Source organism: Secundilactobacillus oryzae JCM 18671 (assembly GCF_000740055.1).
GTDB classification, from domain to species: Bacteria; Bacillota; Bacilli; order Lactobacillales; family Lactobacillaceae; genus Secundilactobacillus; species Secundilactobacillus oryzae.
This window is the reverse complement of sequence record NZ_BBJM01000020.1, coordinates 20,197-40,199: the sequence shown is the minus strand read 5'-3', so window position 1 is coordinate 40,199 and position 20,003 is coordinate 20,197. Positions and strand designations below refer to the sequence as shown.

Genomic DNA, 20,003 nt, shown 5'->3' with positions numbered 1-20,003 from the left:
AGGATACACCTGTTCCCATGCCGAACACAGAAGTTAAGCTTTAGCACGCCGATAGTAGTTGGGGGATCGCCCCCTGCGAGGGTAGGACGTTGCCACGCCAATTATTCCGACATAGCTCAGTTGGTAGAGCGCCTGACTGTTAATCAGGATGTCGACGGTTCGAGCCCGCCTGTCGGAGTTTAAAATGCCGGCTTAGCTCAGTTGGTAGAGCATCGGTATCGTAAACCGAGGGTCGGGGATTCGAATTCCTCAGCCGGCACTAAAAAGTAGGTTACAACTTAAATGTTGTGACCTATTTTTTTGTTGCGTCAATTTTTGGTGATAGTGGACTGAATATGGTGCTAAAATGGGAATCTTAGAAAATGAAAATAGTAATCTCTTGAATATAGATTCATAAGTAAAAACAAAATACTCAAAAAAAGTCCCTAAAAATGAATTTTTATTGAAGAATAATTGCTCAAAATTTTGATTCAGGGTATACTAGACCTTACGTGTTAAATTTTAATTATAAGAAGCCTAGTTGCTTTTTAATGTCAAAAGACAATGAAATGTATCGATTCACTGATTTGGCATCAATGTGTCTGGAGGAATATTACATTGGAAAATAAAGTAAAGCAGAAGGATTACGACAAAGCCTTCTTTGGACAACCGCAGGGACTTTCTACGTTGTTCTTCACCGAAATGTGGGAGAGATTTAGTTACTATGGTATGAAGGCTATCCTGCTGTACTACATGTACTTCTCAATCGCTAAGGGCGGTCTTGGTATTGATAAGACGACCGCTGCGTCTATTATGGCCATTTATGGTTCGCTGGTTTATCTATCATCTGTTCTTGGTGGATTCTTGAGTGACCGAATCTGGGGTAGTCGGCGAACTGTGTTCTATGGTGGTGTCTTGATCATGTTTGGTCATATCTGTTTAGCACTACCATTTGGCAAAGTAGCTTTGTTCCTATCAATCGTTTTGATTATCTTGGGAACTGGTTTATTGAAGCCAAACGTTTCTGAAATGGTCGGAACCTTGTATGCACCTGGCGACTTACGCCGAGATTCAGGTTTCACTATCTTCGTTTTCGGGATTAACCTTGGTTCACTTGTTGCACCATTACTAGTTGGATTTGTTGGTCAACATATCAACTTCCACTTTGGTTTCTCACTTGCCGCTATCGGAATGTTCTTCGGATTGGTACAGTACTTGATGGGTGGGCGTAAGTTCTTGAGTAAAGACTCGCTTTATCCAAACAATCCGCTTGAACCAGGAGATGCTAAGCGCCTATCTATCTATACGATTACGGGAATTGTTGGTTTTGCCTTAATTCTATTGTTAATGTTCGTGATGAACGCGTTAACGTTAACAAACTTCATTTCACTCTTAAGTATCATTGTGATCGTCACACCAATCGTTTACTTCGTCATCATGCTAACCAGCAAGAAGGTAACAAAAGAAGAACGGTCTCGTGTTTGGTCATATGTACCATTGTTCATCGCTGCTGCTATCTTCTGGGCAATTGAAGAACAAGGCGCAGTTGTGTTGGCACTCTTTGCTGGTGATCAAACGCAAAATAACTTGGGTGGCTTCATGATTCCAGCTTCTTGGTATCAATCACTTAACCCATTGTTTATCTTGCTGTACACGCCAATTTTCGCCATCTTATGGACGAAGTTAGGCAAGAAGCAACCATCATCACCAATGAAGTTTGCATACGGACTTGTGATTGCTGGTTTATCTTACCTATTAATGGTTGTGCCAGTTTCAATGTTTGGCGCTCACGTGCGAGTTAGTCCACTTTGGTTAGTCGGAAGCTGGGCAATTATCGAAATTGCTGAGTTGTTGATCTCACCAATTGGTTTATCAGTAACGACAAAACTAGCTCCACGAGCATTCCAATCATCAATGATGAGTATGTGGTTCTTGGCTGATTCAGCTGGTCAAGCCGTTAACTCACAAATTATTAAATTCTATACACCAGAAACAGAAATTCAGTACTTTGCTGCGATTGGGCTTTTTTCAATCCTCTTCGGAATTGTGCTGGCATTCTGCGTTAAGCCAATCAAGCGATTAATGGCTGGTGTTGATTAACCATTTTCACAAAAGATTATGTTATCCTCTGGATAGCGTAATCTTTTTTATTTTGGGAGGCATGAAGCATGACAGTCGTCGCGATGAGTAGTGATATGCACTTGGATTTAAATCGAGTGGAGATTGAACCTTTTATTCAGCAACAAGTTCAATGGTTTACTGAAAAGCGAGTCGATTTATTTTTAATCGCGGGTGATATTTTTAACGACTTTACTAAGACGCTTAACTACCTTCATCAGCTGCGTATGGCGATGCCAACACTCACCGCCAAATTTGTAGCCGGAAATCATGACATGCTTCGTCACGTGACCTTTGAAGAGCTTGAGAGCCCTGTAACTGGAGCGTACCTCCATAATCAGTTCTACGACGTACCAGAAACTAATTGGCGGGTGGTTGGCAATAATGGCTGGTATGATTATGGATTTGCGGCGAATCTTAATCGCGCTCCTGAAACTTTTGAACATTGGAAGCGAGCTTATTGGGTTGATGGTCAAATTAATCAAGCCCTAACTGATGAAGAGCGAATGCAATTGGCACTTAAACAGTCTGAGCAGCTGTTTAAGAAGGCTAAACAAGCTGATAAGCATATTATCTTTCTAACCCATTTTGTCCCGGAAATAGCCTATATTCGCTTTACAGACGATGATCGTTTTTGGAATATGGCAAACGGCTTTTTAGGAAGCCCCAAAATGGGACAATTAATTCATCAGTATCAAGTTGAGGCTGTTCAATTTGGTCACATTCACGATGCTGGGACACCGCGACAAATCAACGGAACCTGGTATTTTAATCAGGCGGTAGGTGTGAGTCGGGGGAAGCAACAAGAATGGCATGCAGATAGTTATTTTCAGGCTTGGCAGCAAAAAGTCATGCGAATTGGGCTAAATGATGACAAAATGTGGCAAATAGGGCTTGACGAAACGAAAAAATATTTGATATTATAGTGAAGTTGATTTTTGTTGTAACGGATGGGTAGCGAAGTCTGGCTAAACGCGGCGGACTGTAAATCCGCTCCTTCGGGTTCGGTGGTTCGAATCCACTCCCATCCATTATTCTTGGGCTATAGCCAAGTGGTAAGGCAACGGGTTTTGATCCCGTGATGCGCTGGTTCGAACCCAGCTAGCCCAATAAATAGTCAAAAAAGTGAAATTTACTATTGACTATTTATTCAATACAACGTATTATTATTTAAGTAGTTTACGGATGGGTAGCGAAGTCTGGCTAAACGCGGCGGACTGTAAATCCGCTCCTTCGGGTTCGGTGGTTCGAATCCACTCCCATCCATTAATTATTGGGCTATAGCCAAGTGGTAAGGCAACGGGTTTTGATCCCGTGATGCGCTGGTTCGAACCCAGCTAGCCCAATTGAGACCAGTCACGGTGTGTGACTGGTCTTTTTTTGTCCAAAAGCGCAAACGGTTCCATTGACATTGGTCTAAAACTTAGATATCGTCAGACTATACGATTAAATGGGAGTTGATTGACATGAAACTTGGCTTTATTGGCGTTGGTGGTATGGCTCAAGCAATCATTAAGGGATTACTTGACGCAAAAAAGGTGACGAGTGACGATATTTTCGTGCACAGTGCCCACCAAACCTATCAAAAATTTGCCAAATTAACGGGTGTTAAGGCGGTTGAATCAAATGCAGCTGTTGTTGATCAGAGTGATTTGATTGTACTCTCTGTGACCCCCAATATGGCACCTCACGTTTTAAAGGAAATTCGTGATGGACTGGATCATCAAAATAAAGTTTTGATTTCAATTGTTGCTGGGATTAGTCTTAGTGAAATTGAAGAGATGACCAATTATGATTTACCAATTTTGAGAACGTTGCCTAATTTAAATGTCCAGATCGGCAAAGGCATGACGGCTATTAAGGCCAATGAGAATCTCAGAGGTGAGCAACTGGCTTCAGCAGTGGGGCTCTTTGACGCCATTGGCATGACTACTGAGATGCCTGAAGATCAATTTGCGACGTTTAGTGCGTTGGCAGGATCATCTCCTGCCTATGCTTATTTCTTTATTGACTCGATGAGTCGGGCTGGGGTCAAGCATGGCTTGAATAAGGAACAAGCAACTAAAATTGTGGCACAGGCACTAGCTGGATCTGCGGAAATGATTTTGAAATCTGACAAAGTACCGTTTGAGCTGATTGATCGAGTTTCGTCACCTGGTGGCAGCACAGTGGCTGGTTTACTGGCAATGGAAGAAGCAGGATTTATGACTTCTGTTGTTAAGGGAATCGATGCGACAATTGAACGAAATAACGCGGAGTCTGAATAAAGCTTGTGCGTTTGGTCTATACCGATATATAATTAAGGCGTAAATAGACTCACTTTTAGGAGGATTCCAATGAGTACGGTTTTAAAACATGCAGTAATCTACACAGGTGAATCAGTTATTAAGGATGGCTATATTCGATTTGATAAAACAATCGAAAGTGTCGGTCCAGTAGCCGATTACGTTGCTAAGGGTGAAGATGAAATTATCATTGTTGAAGGTAAAACGATTGTGCCAGGTTTCATTGACGTTCATAGTCACGGTGGCTACGGATTGGACGCAATGGATGGTGACGCTGATCAAATCAACACGATGGTCAACAAAATGGTCCATGAAGGGATTACCAGCATTTTCCCAACAACGATGACCCAATCGAACGCCAATATCGATCAAGCTATGGTTGGAATTGCTCAAGCAGCCGAAAAGAATCCCGTCATTCAAGGAATTCATTTGGAAGGCCCTTTCATTGCCGAAATCTTTAAAGGGGCACAACCAGCTAAATATATTAAAGATCCTGATGTTGACTTGCTGGATCATTGGAATCAACTTTCTGGTAACCGCGTCAAATTAATCACATATGCACCGGAAGATAAGGGTGCTAAGGCTTTTGAAAACTACTGCTTGGCGCACGGTATTGTGCCTTCTGTTGGACATTCAAATGCAACCCGTGAACAATTGCGAGCCAGCAAAGCGACACATGTCACTCATTTATACAATGCGCAACGTGAGTTTAAACATCGTGAACCCGGTGTAACCGGCCATGCAATGTTGGAAAACAACATGTATGCCGAATTAATTTGTGATGGTTTCCACATCGTGCCAGATATGATTAAATTAGCATATGAACAAAAAGGCGCCGACCGCATTGAATTGGTGACTGATTCAATGCGTGCAAAGGGGATGCCTGAGGGTGAAAGTGAACTTGGTGGTCAAAAGGTCATCGTTAAAGATAAGCAGGCCCGTTTGGAAAGCGGTAACCTTGCGGGATCCGTTTTAACCTTCGTTGACGCCTTCAAGAACATCATGGCTTTCACTGGCTGCAGCCTAGAAGAAGCCGTTCAAATGAGCTCTGTGAACCAAGCTAAGGAATTTGGCCTCGAACAAAAAGGTCTTCTGACTGCTGGGAAGGACGCTGACTTAAATGTGTTTGATCAGCAGCTCAACCTTGAAGCGACCTACAGTTTAGGAAACGTCTTTAAGAATAACTAAGAAGAGAGTGTTGAATAATGAGTTCGCCAATTTATATTCAAATTCATAATGATATTCGTAAAGCAATTGAAGCAGGAAAATGGGCAATTGGAGATCGAATTCCATCTGAACGGGAATTAGCGGTTGAATTTGGTGTGAGCCGAATGACGTTACGTCAGGCTGTGCAAACACTTGTTGATGAGGGAATCCTAGAACGTCACGTGGGCTCAGGCACGTATGTCGCCAACCAAAAAGTTCAGGAAAAGATGTCCGGCGTAACTAGTTTTACTGATTTAATGCTGGCTCAGGGCAAGGTTCCGATGAGTAAGACCATTACCTATCATTTGATGGCCCCTTCGCTGAGTGAAATGGAAAAATTAAAACTTCAGGATGGGGACCAGGTACTGCGAATGGAACGAATTCGGTATGGCGATAACATTCCGATTTGTTTTGAAGTTGCGACGGTGCCCGCTGGTTTAGTGAATGGTCTCTCTAAAAATGAAGTGACTGAATCACTATATCGGGCGCTTGAAGACAAAGAGCATCTGAGCATCGGCCACGCCCAACAGACGGTTTCAGCTATGTCTGCCTCTGAGCAAATTTCGGAATACTTAGATATGAAACGTGGAGAAGCTATCCTGAGATTGCGTCAAGTGACGTATCTGACGGATGGGCGGCCATTTGAATATGTTAGAACTCAATATGTTGGCGAACGCTTTGAATTCTATCTCGAAAAATAAAATAACACTGAATAAATAAAAACTAGGGTGAGTTTCAAAAATGCGTCATTGCATTTTCGAACTCACTCTAGTTTTTTTGTTTCTATTATTTAGATTTTCTGACTTTCGACAGGTATTTTGGCAGAACCATCAATCGCTTGATTCGCCACGGCTCCTTCAATACACGGTATAGCCATTCTGCGTGGGCGCGTTGCCAAAATTTGGGCGCCCGTTGAACGTGACCGGAAAGAACATCGAAGCTACCACCAAGGCCCATCCACAGGGCATTGGTCAAATGACGATTCTTGATGATGAATTCCTCCTGTTTGGGGAACCCTAAAGCGGCAAAGACCATATCTGGTTGTGTCAATTGGATAGCGGCAACGATGTGTTCGTCTGTTTCAAAGTAGCCATCGTAGGTGCCCGCGAGCACCAGATTCGGATACTTTTCCTGAAGCGTTGTTCGTAAGTCATTCATGACTTCAGGCTTGGCACCAACAAAGAAGGCAGATTTGTGGTTAGCGTCTGCCCAGTCAAGAAGAGATAGAAAAGTATCATAACCGGTAATCCGTTCCTGCAAGGGCTGACCTAGAATTTGGGCACCCTTGATGATGCCGATGCCGTCAGGGGTGATGTAGTCGGCCTGCTTAATGATTTCGGCGTATTCTGGGTGTTCGTCTGCGTACATCACAATTTCAGGATTAGCCGTGACAACGAAGATATTCTGATCAGTGTTAATCTCCTCAAAAAGCTGGTGAACAAAAGTATCATTTGTCGTATTGATAAACGGAATTCCTAAAACGGTGACTGTTGAGAATTGAAATTTCAAAATAAACATCCTTTCTTTTGTGACTTTTGTGAAGTTTTAGTGTTGGGAACTGACTGTTACTTCAAATAATGATAAAATATGTCTAATGATAAAGAAATTAAGGGAGTAGCGACTGATGGGACAACTATATCCAGATGACAGTATCACCTTACACACAGATGCCTACGAGTTAAGCATGATTCAGACTTACTTTGAAGAAGGCATTCAAAATAAAGAGGCTGTGTTTGAAGTCTTTTTCAGAAAGATGCCGTTCGAAAATGGCTATGCAGTTTTTGCTGGCCTGGAACGCATCGTCCACTATATTGAAAATTTAACGTTTTCCAAAACTGATATTGCTTATTTAATCGACTCCGGTAACTATACGGATGAGTTTATTGACTATCTGAAAAACTTTAAGTTCAAAGGTACGATTCGATCTGCACGAGAAGGCGAGCTCGTTTTTGAAAATGAACCAATCCTTCAAGTTGAGGGCCCTCTGGCAGATGCACAACTCATTGAGACTGCACTGTTAAATATTATCAATTATCAAACCCTAATTGCAACTAAAGCTGCAAGAATTCGGTCGGTTGCGGGTGATGATGCGTTAATGGAATTTGGTTCCAGAAGGGCGCAAGAGCTTGACGCTGCACTTTGGGGCACTCGAGCTGCCTATATCGGTGGTTTTAACGCTACTTCAAATATGCGGGCCGGCAAGATCTTTGGTATTCCAGTGAGTGGGACCCATGCTCACGCGTTGGTGCAGACTTACAAAAATGACTACGATGCGTTCAAAGCGTACGCTGAAACCCACGAAGACTGTGTGTTCCTAGTGGATACGTACGATACCATTAAGAGCGGGGTACCAAGTGCCATCAAGGTTGCCAAGGAAATGGGCGATAAGATTAATTTCCAGGGTGTCCGTATTGACTCTGGTGATATGGCCTACTTATCCAAACGTGTTCGGCAACAACTTGATGAAGCCGGATTCCCAGATGCTAAGATTTATGCTTCAAATGATCTTGATGAGAAGACCATTATGTCGCTCAAGATGCAGCATGCAAAAATCGATGTCTGGGGCGTTGGAACGAAGCTAATTACCGCATTTGACCAACCAGCGTTGGGTGCCGTTTACAAATTAGTGGCGGTTGCCAATGATAAGGGTGAATTGGAAGATACCATCAAGCTGTCTAACAACGCTGAGAAGGTTTCCACACCTGGCCGTAAACAAGTTTGGCGAATTACTCGGAAGGACGATGGTAAGTCAGAGGGCGACTATCTCACGCTTGTTGATGAAGATCCGCGTCAAGAAGAGTCTTTGTACATGTTTCATCCACAATTCACCTACATCAATAAGACGGTTACAAACTTTGACGCCCGGGCCATTCTTCAGCCAATTTATGAAGAAGGTAAATTGGTGTATGAATTACCTGAATTAGATGAAATTCGTGAGTTTTGTCGCCAGAACCTGGATGCGCTTTGGCCAGAGTACAAGCGGGATCTTAATCCAGAAGACTATCCGGTTGATTTATCGCAAGAATGCTGGGACAACAAGGCTCGCATTATTAAAGAAGTTCACGATTACGTGCGACAACTCAAATTTTAAAATTGGAGTGACATAATTGAGAGAAACGCAAAAAGAGATTATTGAAGCTTTACGGGTTTCACCAACTATTGATCCAGAAGTGGAAATTCGGCGTAGCATTGATTTCTTGAAAAGCTATTTTAGGCAGAATCCATTTTTAAAATCGCTTGTCCTGGGTATATCGGGTGGGCAAGATTCCACTTTGGCTGGTATTCTAAGCCAGATGGCAATGCAAGAGCTCAGAGCCGAAACGGGTGATGAGTCCTACCAATTTTATGCGGTTAGACTCCCTTATGGCGAGCAGGCTGATGAGGCTGATGCGATGTTTGCAATTGACGTGATAAAGCCAGATCAAACATTACGGGTGGACATTAAATCCATGGTTGATGAAACTGAAAAAGCGGTCACAGCTAATGGCCTCACGATGAGCGATTTCAATAAGGGTAATGTTAAGGCTCGTCAACGAATGATTGCGCAGTATGCTATCGCAGGTGAAGTTAACGGGGTTGTTGTTGGGACTGACCATGCTGCGGAATCCGTTACCGGATTTTATACCAAATATGGGGATGGTGCTGCAGACGTTACGCCACTTTGGCGGTTAGACAAGCGTCAGGGACGCCAAATGCTTAAAGCCTTGAACGTTCCAGCCCGGTTATATGAAAAAGAACCGACAGCCGATTTAGAGGACGATCGTCCAGCATTGCCCGATGAAGTTGCGCTAGGCGTTACCTATGATGATATTGACGATTATCTCGAGGGCAAGTTAGTCAGCGAAAAGGCGGCTATGACAATCGAAAATTGGTACAATAAAACTAAACATAAACGTCACATGCCAATCACAGTATTTGATGATTTTTGGAAATAAAGATTTGCTTGAAGTAGACCATTTGCCAGTAAGACATTTAGGGGGACTTTAAATGAACCAATCCAAACAATGGTTTCAACAGACTATCGACCAAACATTCTCGGCGCTTAAGACCAGTGAGACTGGTCTTTCAGAAGCTGAGGTAAAAAAACGACGTGAGGAATACGGCAGTAACGAACTAGCGGCTAAGAAGCAAACTACGCTTCTGCAAAAGTTCATCGAACAATTTAAAGACTTAATGATTATTGTCTTGATTGTTGCAGCTGTCATTGCCGGGGTATCCGGTGAAACCGTAGACGCCATCATCATTTTGGCCGTCGTCATCTTGAACGCCATTTTTGGGGTTTTTCAAGAATCAAAAGCTGAAGAAGCGATTAATGCTTTAATGGAAATGTCGGCACCAATTGCTCATGTTGAGCGTAATGGTGTCGTTGAAACTGTTAAAAGTAGTGACCTAGTTCCGGGTGACATTGTGCATTTGGAAGCGGGGGATATCGTTCCAGCTGATATGCGACTGACATCCACTGTTTCAATGCGGGTGGAAGAAGCAGCTTTGACCGGTGAATCAGTACCGGTTAACAAGCAAACCGATGTCATCACTGACGATAATCCACCATTGGGTGATCGTAAGAACATGGCTTTTATGAACGCCAATATTACCGCTGGTAAAGGTTCTGGTGTGGTTATTGGGACTGGGATGCAGACTGAAGTGGGAAAGATTGCTGGCATGATTGATGCTGCCAAGGACCTTCAAACACCGCTTCAAGTTAACCTGCAACAATTAGGTAAGTGGCTAACTGGTTTAATCTTGATTATCGCCGCGGTCATCTTCGGAATTGGCCTTATGCGGGGTCAGGAGTCATTACCGGACATGTTATTAACGGCGATTTCATTGGCCGTTGCGGCAATTCCTGAAGGTTTGCCCGCCATTGTGACTGTGACGCTTGCTTTAGGGACGCAACGGATGGCTAAACGTAAGGCCTTAATTCGGAAGTTACCAGCTGTTGAAACGCTAGGAAGCACGGACATCATTGCTTCCGATAAGACAGGGACGCTGACTCAAAACAAGATGACGGTAGAGAAGAGCTACTTAAACGGCGAATTAGCTGATATGAAGGACTCAGAAATCGTCTTAAATAGTTCACTATCCAAGATTATGGTCTTGAGTAACGATACTAAGTTTACTGATGAGGGCTTAGCCGGTGATCCGACTGAAACTGCCTTGGTTCAGTACTTCTTAAACAAAGATGAATCAGTGAGTGACATTATCAAGCAAAACAAACGAATTGCTGAACTACCGTTTGATTCAGAGCGAAAATTAATGTCGACGTTTAATGAAACCGCCGATGGTGATATTTTCCAAATGACTAAAGGGGCTCCTGATCAATTATTGAAGCGAGTTACCCAAATTGAGGAAAATGGTCAAGTTCGTCCGATTACGGATGCCGACCGTGAAGCCATTTTAGAGGCTAACCATACGTTTGCAACACAAGCACTTCGTGTTCTGTCGTTTGCATACCGTCCGGTTACGGCAGTTCCTGATCCATTGACTAGTGAAAATGCTGAAAAGGATTTAATCTTTGTTGGTTTAGTTGGAATGATTGATCCAGAACGTCCAGAAGTAGCGGGTGCCGTTGAGGAAGCCAAAGCTGCTGGAATTCGTCCAATCATGATTACCGGTGACCACCGAGATACGGCTTCAGCAATTGCCAAGCGATTGGGTATTATTGGTCCTGATCAAGCAAATGGTGTCATTACAGGTGCCGAGTTGGATGATATGTCCGATGAGGCATTCAAGAAGCATGTTCAAGACTACTCAGTTTACGCTCGAGTTTCACCAGAGCACAAAGTTCGAATCGTGAATGCCTGGCAATCTAAGGGTAAGGTTGTGGCGATGACCGGAGATGGCGTTAACGATGCCCCATCATTGAAGGCTGCCGATATCGGAATTGGAATGGGAATTACCGGGACCGAGGTTTCAAAGGGTGCCAGTGATATGGTGCTTGCCGATGATAACTTCTCCACAATTGTGATTGCCGTTGAAGAGGGACGAAAGGTTTTCTCAAACATTCAAAAAGCACTTCAATACTTGCTCTCTGCGAACTTGGGTGAAGTTTTGACGTTGTTTGTGATGACGCTTCTAGGCTGGCAAATTCTGGCACCAGTGCAAATTCTCTGGATTAATTTGGTAACGGATACGTTCCCAGCGATTGCTTTGGGTGTTGAACCTGGTGAGCCTGATATCATGAAGCGCAAGCCTCGAGGTCGGAAGTCTAACTTCTTCTCGGGTGGCGTTTTCGGCAACATTTTGTATCAAGGACTACTTGAAGGCTTGATTACATTAGGTATTTACTGGTATGCAATTACCTTCCCAGTGCACTCAAGTTATGAGTTGGCGCACGGGGATGCCTTAACAATGGCGTTTGCTACGTTAGGACTCCTCCAGCTATTCCATGCCTTCAACTCGAAGACTGTTCGTCAGTCTCTGTTCAAGGTTGGCTTGTTCCGGAACAGAACCTTCAACTGGGCAATTTTACTTGCCTTTATCCTATTAGGGGTAACGATTCTGGTCCCTGGATTCAACAGCCTGTTCCATGTAACGAGTTTGACACCAATCCAATGGGTAACCGTGCTACTTGCCGGCTTCTCAATTATTGTGATTGTTGAAATCGTTAAATTCTTCCAACGACTATTCACTAAGGAATAAGAAAGGTAGCGACAAACATGAAACCAACAGCAATGAGTGCTTATTTCCCAGTTTTATCAGACGTTTTAACCAAGACGGATGATATGGGTGAGCAAATGAGTGAGGACTTCACAACGCTTAAAACGGCGGTGGATGCGGATAATGTCAGTGATTTAGGCAATGAAAAGTTAGTGGCGATTCGCGATAATTTCCAACGCGGAACTGACTTTTACGCTGAGAACGTTAACAAGCTTGAACAAGCGAGTGTTCCAGTTCGCATTTTAGGCAAGCATAAGCAGTTGGTTGCGGCCTACCGTAATTACGCGGAAGCTTGTCAAGCAATGGTCGATGCCATTGACGTTCAAAATCTAGCGGTGAACGCAACCGCCTTTAACGAATCAGAGAAGACCCAAGAGCACATGATGGAAAAAATCAGTAATGTAGCTCAAAAAATCATGGCAACGGCTATGTAACTAAAAGGATGACGAACACAATCGTCATCCTTTTTATTTGGGTGAAGCAAACTAGTTTGAATGCGATATAATAGAGACTTATTAATGATTTAACGAGGAGAGACAAAATGGACGAGCAACTCATTAAGATGGTTCAAAGTCAGCTGACGCAATATCGACCACAACAGGTTAAGCAGACTTTGACGATGTTAGACGAAGGCAATACGGTGCCGTTCATTGCACGGTATCGAAAAGAGGCAACCGGGAGCCTTGATGAAGTACAAATTCGTGAAATTCAGGCCACTTTTACCCAGATTGAAAAACTCGAAAAGCGCAAACAGGAAGTTAAAAACCAAATTGAAGCGCAGGATAAATTGACGTCACAATTGATTAAGCAAATTGATGGTGCGAATACTTTGCAACTGGTTGAAGATCTTTACCTGCCATACAAACAAAAACGTCGAACCAAAGCACAAAAAGCCAAAGAAGCCGGCTTGATGCCAATGGCAGAGTGGGTTTTAAAATATCCCAAGCAAGCGGTAACTGAAAAGGCAATTGAATTTATTAACCCAGAAGCAGAATTAACCACGGTTGAAGACGTTATGGCTGGGGTTCACGAAATCATCACCGAAGCTGTTGGCGAGCGGCCACAGTTCCGGGAATGGATTCGGACTTATACCAACCAAAAGGCGGAACTCATGACCAAGGTGAAGTCTAAGGGTAAGGACCAAGATGAAAATGGCGTCTATGAGACCTATTACGAGTTTAACGCCAAGCTCGCCAAACTAAGTAGTTACCAAGTGCTAGCGATTAATCGTGGTGAAGATGAAGGCATTCTTTCGGTGGCGGTGCAGGTAGACACAGATGCCATTTTGCATTACCTTCATTTTCAACTGATTGGTCAGCACACAGGACCTGCCGTAACCATCGTGGAAGAGGCAGCACAGGATGCATACAAGCGGTTCATTGGACCGGCCATCGAGCGAGAAATTCGCCGAGAGCTCACTGAACAGGCAGCAGCTCACGCTATTGATGTGTTTGGTGATAATTTGTATCACTTGTTAATGCAATCACCAATGAAAAATCGGGTGGTCCTAGGATTTGATCCCGCCTATCGAACAGGGTGTAAGTTAGCCGTGCTGGATCCGAATGGTAAGTTTTTGGCTAAACAAGTTATCTATCCTCACAAACCTGCACCAGCTAACAAGCGACAAGCAGCTGCTGGCGAACTAAAAAAACTGATTTCAGATTACCAAGTAGAAATTATTGCGATTGGGAATGGGACCGCCAGTCGTGAGTCCGAACAGTTTGTGTCCGAAATTATTAAGCAGCTAGATCAAAAAGTAAGCTACGTCATTGTCAACGAGGCGGGCGCTTCCGTTTACTCTGCTAGTCAGGTAGCACGAGACGAATTTCCTGATTTCAATGTTGAGGAGCGTTCAGCGGTCAGCATCGGTCGGCGTCTTCAAGATCCACTATCTGAATTAATTAAAATTGATCCTAAATCGGTAGGCGTTGGTCAGTATCAACATGATGTTTCTCAAACCCAACTAGATGACAAGTTGGACCAAGTTGTAGAAACAGCGGTCAACCAGGTTGGCGTCAACGTTAACACGGCTAGTTTGGAGTTGCTTACCCACATTTCCGGATTAACTAAGACGACTGCCGCTAACATCGTTGCTTACCGTTACGAGAACGGCTCATTCACGAGTCGTCCACAATTAAAAAAGGTGCCGCGGCTGGGACCGAAAGCCTATGAACAGGCCGTTGGATTCTTGAGAATTATCGATGGTGATAATCCGCTCGATAACACGGATATCCATCCCGAAAGTTACCCGCTCACCAAAAAGCTTATGAAACAGATTAATGTGAATTTGAGTAAATTAGGTAAAGATCGGGTACCGGACAACGTTTCGACGGCCCAGTTAGCTCGAGATTTAGATGCAGGGCAGCAAACCATCACGGATATTTTAGCTAGTCTACGGCGACCAGGACGAGACTTACGTGATGATATGCCAGCTCCAATTCTACGAACCGACGTGCTGACTATGGATGATTTGAAACCTGGCATGCAATTACAAGGGGCAGTCAGAAACGTTGTCGATTTTGGCGCTTTTGTTGATGTTGGTGTTAAGCAAGATGGGTTGGTCCATATTTCCCATTTAACGACTCGGTTCATCCCTAATCCAAGTGACATCGTTTCGGTTGGCGACATTGTGACGGTCTGGGTGCTAGACGTTGATACCAAACGAAATCGAATTCAACTAACCATGGTAAATCCTAATGGAGCTGATCAAGATGACTAATCAAGACTTACAGAAACTTGTGAGTGAGATATCGATGGCGAGCTTTGGTCGTCCGTTTAAGCATCAAGCCGTTTTTAACGGTCGGCTTCAATCAACTGGGGGCCGCTATCACTTAGTGGATCACCATATTGATATCAATCCCAGAATTTTGTCCGAGTTTGGCCGGGCAGCGTTGGAAGGGACGATTAAACACGAGTTGTGCCATTACCACTTGCACTTAGCCGGTCAAACTGGTAAACACAATACGACAGTATTTAAACAGCTTCTGAGGCAAGTAGGTGGATTGAGGTACTCGCCTATCAAACCGCAGCGTCGACAAACGACGAAGTACTTGTACGAGTGCGTAGGGTGTGGTCAACAGTATCCTCGTCAGCGGCGGATTAATTTAGCTAAATATCGCTGTGGCCGTTGTCACCATCGATTAGTATTAAAATAAGCTGCTGCATAAAAAATCATTTTTCTGAAATAGATTTCAAAAAAATTGCAAGAAGCTATTGTCAGAGTGGTCAATCTTTGATATAGTATTTCTTGTTGATATGCGGCCATGGCGGAATTGGCAGACGCGCAAGATTAAGGATCTTGTCGGGATTATCCCGGTGGAAGTTCGAGTCTTCTTGGCCGCACTAACTTAAAAGAGTTGTCTCTCTGAGACAACTCTTTTTTTGTTTAATTTTTATTGAAAAACGGGTATTTTTTATTGATAAACGATAAATAGCTTGATATGCTGAGGTTAATTAAACCGAAAAGAGGAATGAACATGAAGAAGGAATCTTGGTTTTTAAAAATTGCGCTCATTATTTTAAGCTTGATTGTCTTAGTCATCATGGGCGTCTTCGTTCGCTTCATCTACGTCGTCTTTACTGACTGGCGGGAGTTTACGACGGCTTGGGCTTACTTAGCGATGGGGCTGCAAATAGAGGCATTGTGGGCTGCTTTTCTGTATGCCGTCACGCAAGCTTGGTTGATCCTAACCCGAATCGAGCGGCAAGAGGTTTTTTCGGCCGTCACCATTCGACCACTCATTCGAATTAAGTACGCTAGTCTGTTTGTCTGTGCCGTCTTTTTGATTGGCTCGCCGTTTTTCTACTTTGTTGCGCAGGCGGAAGATGCCCCAGGATTGGTTTTGATGGGGATGCTTGTCGCATTTGCTAGCGCAGCCATGACCGTTTTCGTAGCGGTTTTACAAAAATTGCTTAAGCAGGCAATTGTGCTGAAGTCTGAAAACGATTTGACGGTGTGAGGTGAAATTATGGAAATTATCGTAACGTTAGATGTCATGCTAGCTAAGCGAAAAATGACACTCACGGATTTGGCCGATCAGGTGGGTCTGACAATGGCTAACTTATCAATCCTAAAGACCGGTAAGGCTAAGGCGATTCGCTTCTCGACCCTAGCAGCTATTTGCAAAGCGTTGAATTGTCAGCCTGGTGATATTTTAAGGTATGAAGATCAGGTATAGGATTGCAATAATTTCAATTCTCTTATCTAAATATGATACAATTTTAATGAGGTGACAGTATGGATAGGGAAGCAAAGATCATTTCGCTAGTGAATCGCGAAAAAGAAGTCGAAGTGAGTCGGCTTGCGGAAGCTTTTAATGTGTCGCAGGTTACGATTCGAAAAGATTTGGTTCACTTAGAGGATTTAGGGTTTATCAAGCGCCATCGGGGGAGTGTCGTTCTTAACGATTCAGACGACACGCAAATTCGGTTGTCTTCCCACTATGAAGAAAAATTGCGAATTGCACAGAAGGCAGTGGAACTGGTTTCCGACAATGAAACCATCATGATTGAAAATGGCTCAACATGTTCCTTGTTTGCAAACGAAGTTGCCACACAGCACTCGGGGATCACTATCATCACTAATTCAATCTTTATTGTTACCCATTTACGTGCAATCAAAGGTGTGAAGCTTGTGCTTTTAGGAGGCGAGTTTCAAAAGTCCGCTCAGGTCAATATTGGACCGATGGTAGAGCAAATGGCGGCTAATTTTTACGTCGATAAGCTCTTCGTTGGAGTAGATGGGATTGATCCGATTCGCGGCTTTACCAATAATAACCTGGATCGTAGCGAGGCAGCACGTGGCATGATGCGGCATGCGAAGCAGACCATCGTACTGACTGATTCAACTAAGTTTAGTAATCCGGGCACGGTTCGCGAGTTTGATTTCAATGATGTGAGTGCCATTTTTACGGATGATTCGATTGACGATCGCGGGATTCAGCTGATGCGTCAAAATCAACTAGAAACGGTGATTGTGTAAACACCGAAGCAGGACCACTATGATTAAAAATTTTATTTTTGATATTGATGGGACACTGATTGATACGGAAACCATGTACATGCTGTCATTACAGGATGTTTTGGTGAAGCACGGGATTGACCGTCCTTATTCGGATCTAACGGCAACTTTTGGCATTCCAAGTTTGGATGCCTTGAAACGGCTAGAGATTCCGGCAGGCCAAATTCCGGAAATCACCGATGAATGGGTGAAGCAGGTACCTCAACATCAGGATCAAGTTAAGATTTTTCCTGGGATTGAAACTGGTTTGGCTCAATTAAAGGCAAAACCTAATACGGAGTTAGCCATTATGACCTCTAAAAAGAAGTTTGAATTTGAGCGTGATATTGAGCCGCTAGGTCTTGATCAGTACTTCTCCGAGTTTGTCTTTGCTGAAGATGTCAAACGAGGCAAACCTGCGCCAGATCCGATTATCTTGGCGGTGAAGCGCATGGGTGCTATAAACGAGGAAACAGTTTACGTGGGCGATACCCCTTATGATCTGGAAGCCGCACATGCTGCGGGGGTCTCCTTTGCACTAGTGGCTTGGGGCGATAATCCGCATGCGAAGACACTTAAAGGTGCCGAATACATTCTTGAAAAGCCAACTGACCTATTACAATTATAAAGTGAAGATGAAAAGGTGCTCGCGAGTGAGCACCTTTTTGTTTGGAATAAGTTTAGCTTTCGTTCGAAAGGGTCTCTAGTTTTCATTTGAAAGAAATCTTATTTTTATTGTGAAAAATCGCGCAAAACGTTGATTTTATATAGATGTAAGCGCTATTATGTGCTATATTATTTACAGGCACCAACGACTCATTTTCAACTATTTTTTATTTTTATAAGCTCTTTTGAAAATATAAGCGCGTTCAATTTCAGAACTTTGAGACAAGCAATTATTTGCGGTTGATCAGGTGTCCAATTAAAAGAAGGAGGTGGCAAGATGTTAGCGATTATCGTTGCGAGTCATGGTAATTTTGCAAAGGGCATTCTCCAATCTGCTAGCATGATTTTTGGCGAACAGGAAAAGGTTGAAACTGTAACCTTTGAGCCCACAGAAGGTCCAGATGACTTGCTTGCAAAGTATAATGCGGCGCTCGGCAAGTTTGATAAGGATGACCAAGTGTTATTCCTAGTCGATCTTTGGGGTGGTTCACCATTTAATGCAGCAAGTCGGATTGTAGCGGAACACCTTGACACAATGGCACTCATGACGGGATTGAACTTACCGATGCTTATTGAAGCATATACAGTTCGTGACCAAGACTTGAGTCAAGTTGTGCCACACTTGGAAGAGACTGCCAAGGCGGGCGTTAAGCATTTAGAACTGCAAGAAGATGCAGGTGATGACGACGATCTTCTTTAGATCAAAGTCAAAAAATAGATTAAAAAAGGAGGCATTCTCATGCCATTCAAGATTAAATTAGCTCGGATTGATAATCGACTATTACACGGTCAAGTTGCAACTGGTTGGGTGAATATGGTGAAGCCTAACCGAATTTTTATCGTTTCAGATACAGTTGTTAACGATGCATTACGGAAAACGTTGCTGGTTCAAGCAGCGCCCGCAGGCATCAAAGCGAATGTTTTAAGTGTTGACCGTGCCATCAAGGCATACTCAGATGAGCGCCTCGATAGTCTCCAAGTTCTTCTACTTACTGAAGGTCCTCGAGATATGGAACGTTTGGTTGAAGGGGGAATTTCGATTCCTGAGATTAACGTTGGGAACATGACTTTTGAAGAAGGTAAAACAATCATCGCTTCAAACTTATCTGTTAACGACGATGATGTTGCTGCATTCAAGAGTTTAAATGAACACGGTACCAAATTATCGCGGCAACAGGTTCCGGGAGATTCAGCTGTTGACGTTATGGGATTATTAAAGAAAGCTGACCTATAGTTAGCTAATAAATTTAAAGGGATGAGATAAATGAGTGCGATTTCTGTAATATTATTACTGATCGTTGCCTTCCTAGCCGGGGTCGACGTTGTCCTCGATGAATGGGAGCTCGCTCAACCACTTATAGCCTGTACGCTTGTTGGTTTAGCACTCGGAGATGTTCAATCAGGTGTTTTACTTGGTGGACAACTTCAATTGATAGCAATTGGTTGGATGAATATTGGTTCGGCCATTCCACCTGACGCTGCACTTGCTTCAATTGTTTCAGCGGTTTTAGTTTGTGGACCAGCCAACTTGAGTGTTTCAAACGGTATCGCGATTGCCATCCCATTAGCAATTGCCGGACAAGTGTTGAACATTTTCGTTCGTTCATTAATCGTTTTGATGGCGCACGTTGTTGATAGCCGTGCTGCAAAAGCTGATATAAAGGGTATCGATGGTATTCACTACTTAGATATGGTTATTCAAGGTTTGAGAATTGCAATCCCAACCTACATCGTTACTATTGTCAGTCCACAAGCTGTCCAAAGTGCACTGAATGCCATTCCTGAAGTTATCACCAAGGGTCTTTCAATCGCTGGTGGTTTCGTGGTTGTTGTCGGATTTGCGATGGTTATTAATATGATGGCCAACAACGAAGTATGGCCATTCTTCTTTATCGGTTTCGTCCTTGCCGCTATCACAAAGCTCAACTTGATTGCGTTTGGTATTTTAGGTCTATGTCTCGCCTTAATCTACGTCAAGCTTTCACCACGTTTCAACGCTCAAACTGCTGTTGTTAGTGGTGCAACCGGTGACGAAGAAAGTAATTCAGGAGCCGATGATATTGATCGGGCCCTGGATGAATTATAGAGGG

General features: G+C 43.5%; 19 protein-coding genes, 7 tRNA genes and 1 rRNA gene. 26 read left to right on the top strand and 1 reads right to left on the bottom strand.

The window, feature by feature from the left end:
• From rrf to LOSG293_RS06375, 12 genes are all read left to right on the top strand, one after another.
• A 5S ribosomal RNA gene (gene rrf / locus LOSG293_RS06430) occupies nucleotides 1–98 on the top strand; the annotation flags it as partial.
• Nucleotides 99–105: 7 nt separating this feature from the next.
• Nucleotides 106–178: transfer RNA gene (locus tag LOSG293_RS06425), tRNA-Asn, on the top strand.
• Nucleotides 179–186: 8 nt separating this feature from the next.
• Nucleotides 187–259 (top strand) — tRNA-Thr (locus LOSG293_RS06420).
• Nucleotides 260–597: 338 nt separating this feature from the next.
• Nucleotides 598–2,079, top strand: coding sequence for a peptide MFS transporter (locus tag LOSG293_RS06415; RefSeq protein ID WP_034528356.1), 1,482 nt, complete (start codon nucleotides 598–600; stop codon nucleotides 2,077–2,079).
• A gap of 68 nt (nucleotides 2,080–2,147) precedes the next feature.
• The gene (locus tag LOSG293_RS06410) at nucleotides 2,148–3,023 is read left to right on the top strand and encodes a metallophosphoesterase (RefSeq protein ID WP_051907242.1); all 876 of its coding nucleotides are present in this window, start codon (nucleotides 2,148–2,150) and stop codon (nucleotides 3,021–3,023) included.
• Between the two features lie 22 nt (nucleotides 3,024–3,045).
• Nucleotides 3,046–3,128 (top strand) — tRNA-Tyr (locus tag LOSG293_RS06405).
• Between the two features lie 7 nt (nucleotides 3,129–3,135).
• A tRNA-Gln gene (locus tag LOSG293_RS06400) sits at nucleotides 3,136–3,207 on the top strand.
• Nucleotides 3,208–3,280: 73 nt separating this feature from the next.
• Nucleotides 3,281–3,363: transfer RNA gene (locus LOSG293_RS06395), tRNA-Tyr, on the top strand.
• An 8-nt stretch (nucleotides 3,364–3,371) separates the two neighbouring features.
• A tRNA-Gln gene (locus LOSG293_RS06390) sits at nucleotides 3,372–3,443 on the top strand.
• A gap of 120 nt (nucleotides 3,444–3,563) precedes the next feature.
• Nucleotides 3,564–4,364 (top strand): pyrroline-5-carboxylate reductase, encoded by an 801-nt coding sequence (proC, locus tag LOSG293_RS06385; protein WP_034528354.1) that lies wholly within the window; start codon nucleotides 3,564–3,566, stop codon nucleotides 4,362–4,364.
• Nucleotides 4,365–4,433: 69 nt separating this feature from the next.
• Nucleotides 4,434–5,570, top strand: a complete 1,137-nt coding sequence (nagA, locus tag LOSG293_RS06380) for an N-acetylglucosamine-6-phosphate deacetylase (protein WP_034528352.1) — start codon at nucleotides 4,434–4,436, stop codon at nucleotides 5,568–5,570.
• A gap of 17 nt (nucleotides 5,571–5,587) precedes the next feature.
• The gene (locus LOSG293_RS06375; RefSeq protein WP_034528350.1) at nucleotides 5,588–6,289 is read left to right on the top strand and encodes a GntR family transcriptional regulator; all 702 of its coding nucleotides are present in this window, start codon (nucleotides 5,588–5,590) and stop codon (nucleotides 6,287–6,289) included.
• Between the two features lie 85 nt (nucleotides 6,290–6,374).
• Here the strand turns inward: LOSG293_RS06375 and LOSG293_RS06370 are convergent, their stop codons facing one another.
• Complete coding sequence (locus LOSG293_RS06370) at nucleotides 6,375–7,097, bottom strand: WecB/TagA/CpsF family glycosyltransferase (RefSeq protein ID WP_034528348.1); 723 nt, start codon at nucleotides 7,095–7,097, stop codon at nucleotides 6,375–6,377.
• A gap of 115 nt (nucleotides 7,098–7,212) precedes the next feature.
• Here LOSG293_RS06370 and LOSG293_RS06365 point away from each other — a divergent pair, with 115 nt between their 5' ends.
• From LOSG293_RS06365 to LOSG293_RS06305, 14 genes are all read left to right on the top strand, one after another.
• A complete protein-coding gene (locus tag LOSG293_RS06365; RefSeq protein WP_034528346.1) occupies nucleotides 7,213–8,679 on the top strand; it encodes a nicotinate phosphoribosyltransferase in 1,467 nt (488 codons plus the stop codon).
• 16 nt (nucleotides 8,680–8,695) lie between these two features.
• The gene (nadE, locus tag LOSG293_RS06360) at nucleotides 8,696–9,523 is read left to right on the top strand and encodes an NAD(+) synthase (protein WP_034528344.1); all 828 of its coding nucleotides are present in this window, start codon (nucleotides 8,696–8,698) and stop codon (nucleotides 9,521–9,523) included.
• Between the two features lie 52 nt (nucleotides 9,524–9,575).
• Nucleotides 9,576–12,230, top strand: a complete 2,655-nt coding sequence (locus LOSG293_RS06355) for a cation-translocating P-type ATPase (protein ID WP_034528341.1) — start codon at nucleotides 9,576–9,578, stop codon at nucleotides 12,228–12,230.
• 17 nt (nucleotides 12,231–12,247) lie between these two features.
• Nucleotides 12,248–12,682 (top strand): hypothetical protein, encoded by a 435-nt coding sequence (locus tag LOSG293_RS06350; RefSeq protein ID WP_034528339.1) that lies wholly within the window; start codon nucleotides 12,248–12,250, stop codon nucleotides 12,680–12,682.
• A 107-nt stretch (nucleotides 12,683–12,789) separates the two neighbouring features.
• On the top strand, nucleotides 12,790–14,967 hold the full coding sequence (locus LOSG293_RS06345; RefSeq protein ID WP_034528337.1) for a Tex family protein: 2,178 nt from the start codon (nucleotides 12,790–12,792) through the stop codon (nucleotides 14,965–14,967).
• Nucleotides 14,960–15,403 (top strand): SprT family protein, encoded by a 444-nt coding sequence (locus LOSG293_RS06340; protein ID WP_034528335.1) that lies wholly within the window; start codon nucleotides 14,960–14,962, stop codon nucleotides 15,401–15,403. Before LOSG293_RS06345 ends, LOSG293_RS06340 begins: the two co-directional genes overlap by 8 nt.
• A 102-nt stretch (nucleotides 15,404–15,505) precedes the next feature.
• Nucleotides 15,506–15,590: transfer RNA gene (locus LOSG293_RS06335), tRNA-Leu, on the top strand.
• A gap of 134 nt (nucleotides 15,591–15,724) precedes the next feature.
• Nucleotides 15,725–16,207, top strand: coding sequence for a DUF2975 domain-containing protein (locus tag LOSG293_RS06330; protein WP_034528333.1), 483 nt, complete (start codon nucleotides 15,725–15,727; stop codon nucleotides 16,205–16,207).
• Nucleotides 16,208–16,216: 9 nt separating this feature from the next.
• Nucleotides 16,217–16,426, top strand: coding sequence for a helix-turn-helix domain-containing protein (locus LOSG293_RS06325; RefSeq protein WP_034528331.1), 210 nt, complete (start codon nucleotides 16,217–16,219; stop codon nucleotides 16,424–16,426).
• 59 nt (nucleotides 16,427–16,485) lie between these two features.
• Nucleotides 16,486–17,229: a DeoR/GlpR family DNA-binding transcription regulator gene (locus LOSG293_RS06320; protein WP_034528329.1), complete on the top strand. Its 744-nt coding sequence runs from the start codon at nucleotides 16,486–16,488 to the stop codon at nucleotides 17,227–17,229.
• A 19-nt stretch (nucleotides 17,230–17,248) separates the two neighbouring features.
• Nucleotides 17,249–17,875 (top strand): HAD family hydrolase, encoded by a 627-nt coding sequence (locus LOSG293_RS06315; RefSeq protein WP_081919918.1) that lies wholly within the window; start codon nucleotides 17,249–17,251, stop codon nucleotides 17,873–17,875.
• A gap of 315 nt (nucleotides 17,876–18,190) precedes the next feature.
• A complete protein-coding gene (locus tag LOSG293_RS10050) occupies nucleotides 18,191–18,613 on the top strand; it encodes a PTS sugar transporter subunit IIA (protein WP_034528327.1) in 423 nt (140 codons plus the stop codon).
• Between the two features lie 39 nt (nucleotides 18,614–18,652).
• The gene (locus LOSG293_RS10045) at nucleotides 18,653–19,147 is read left to right on the top strand and encodes a PTS sugar transporter subunit IIB (RefSeq protein ID WP_034528325.1); all 495 of its coding nucleotides are present in this window, start codon (nucleotides 18,653–18,655) and stop codon (nucleotides 19,145–19,147) included.
• Nucleotides 19,148–19,177: 30 nt separating this feature from the next.
• Nucleotides 19,178–19,999, top strand: coding sequence for a PTS mannose/fructose/sorbose transporter subunit IIC (locus tag LOSG293_RS06305; protein WP_034528323.1), 822 nt, complete (start codon nucleotides 19,178–19,180; stop codon nucleotides 19,997–19,999).
• The last annotated feature ends 4 nt before the right edge of the window (nucleotides 20,000–20,003 follow it).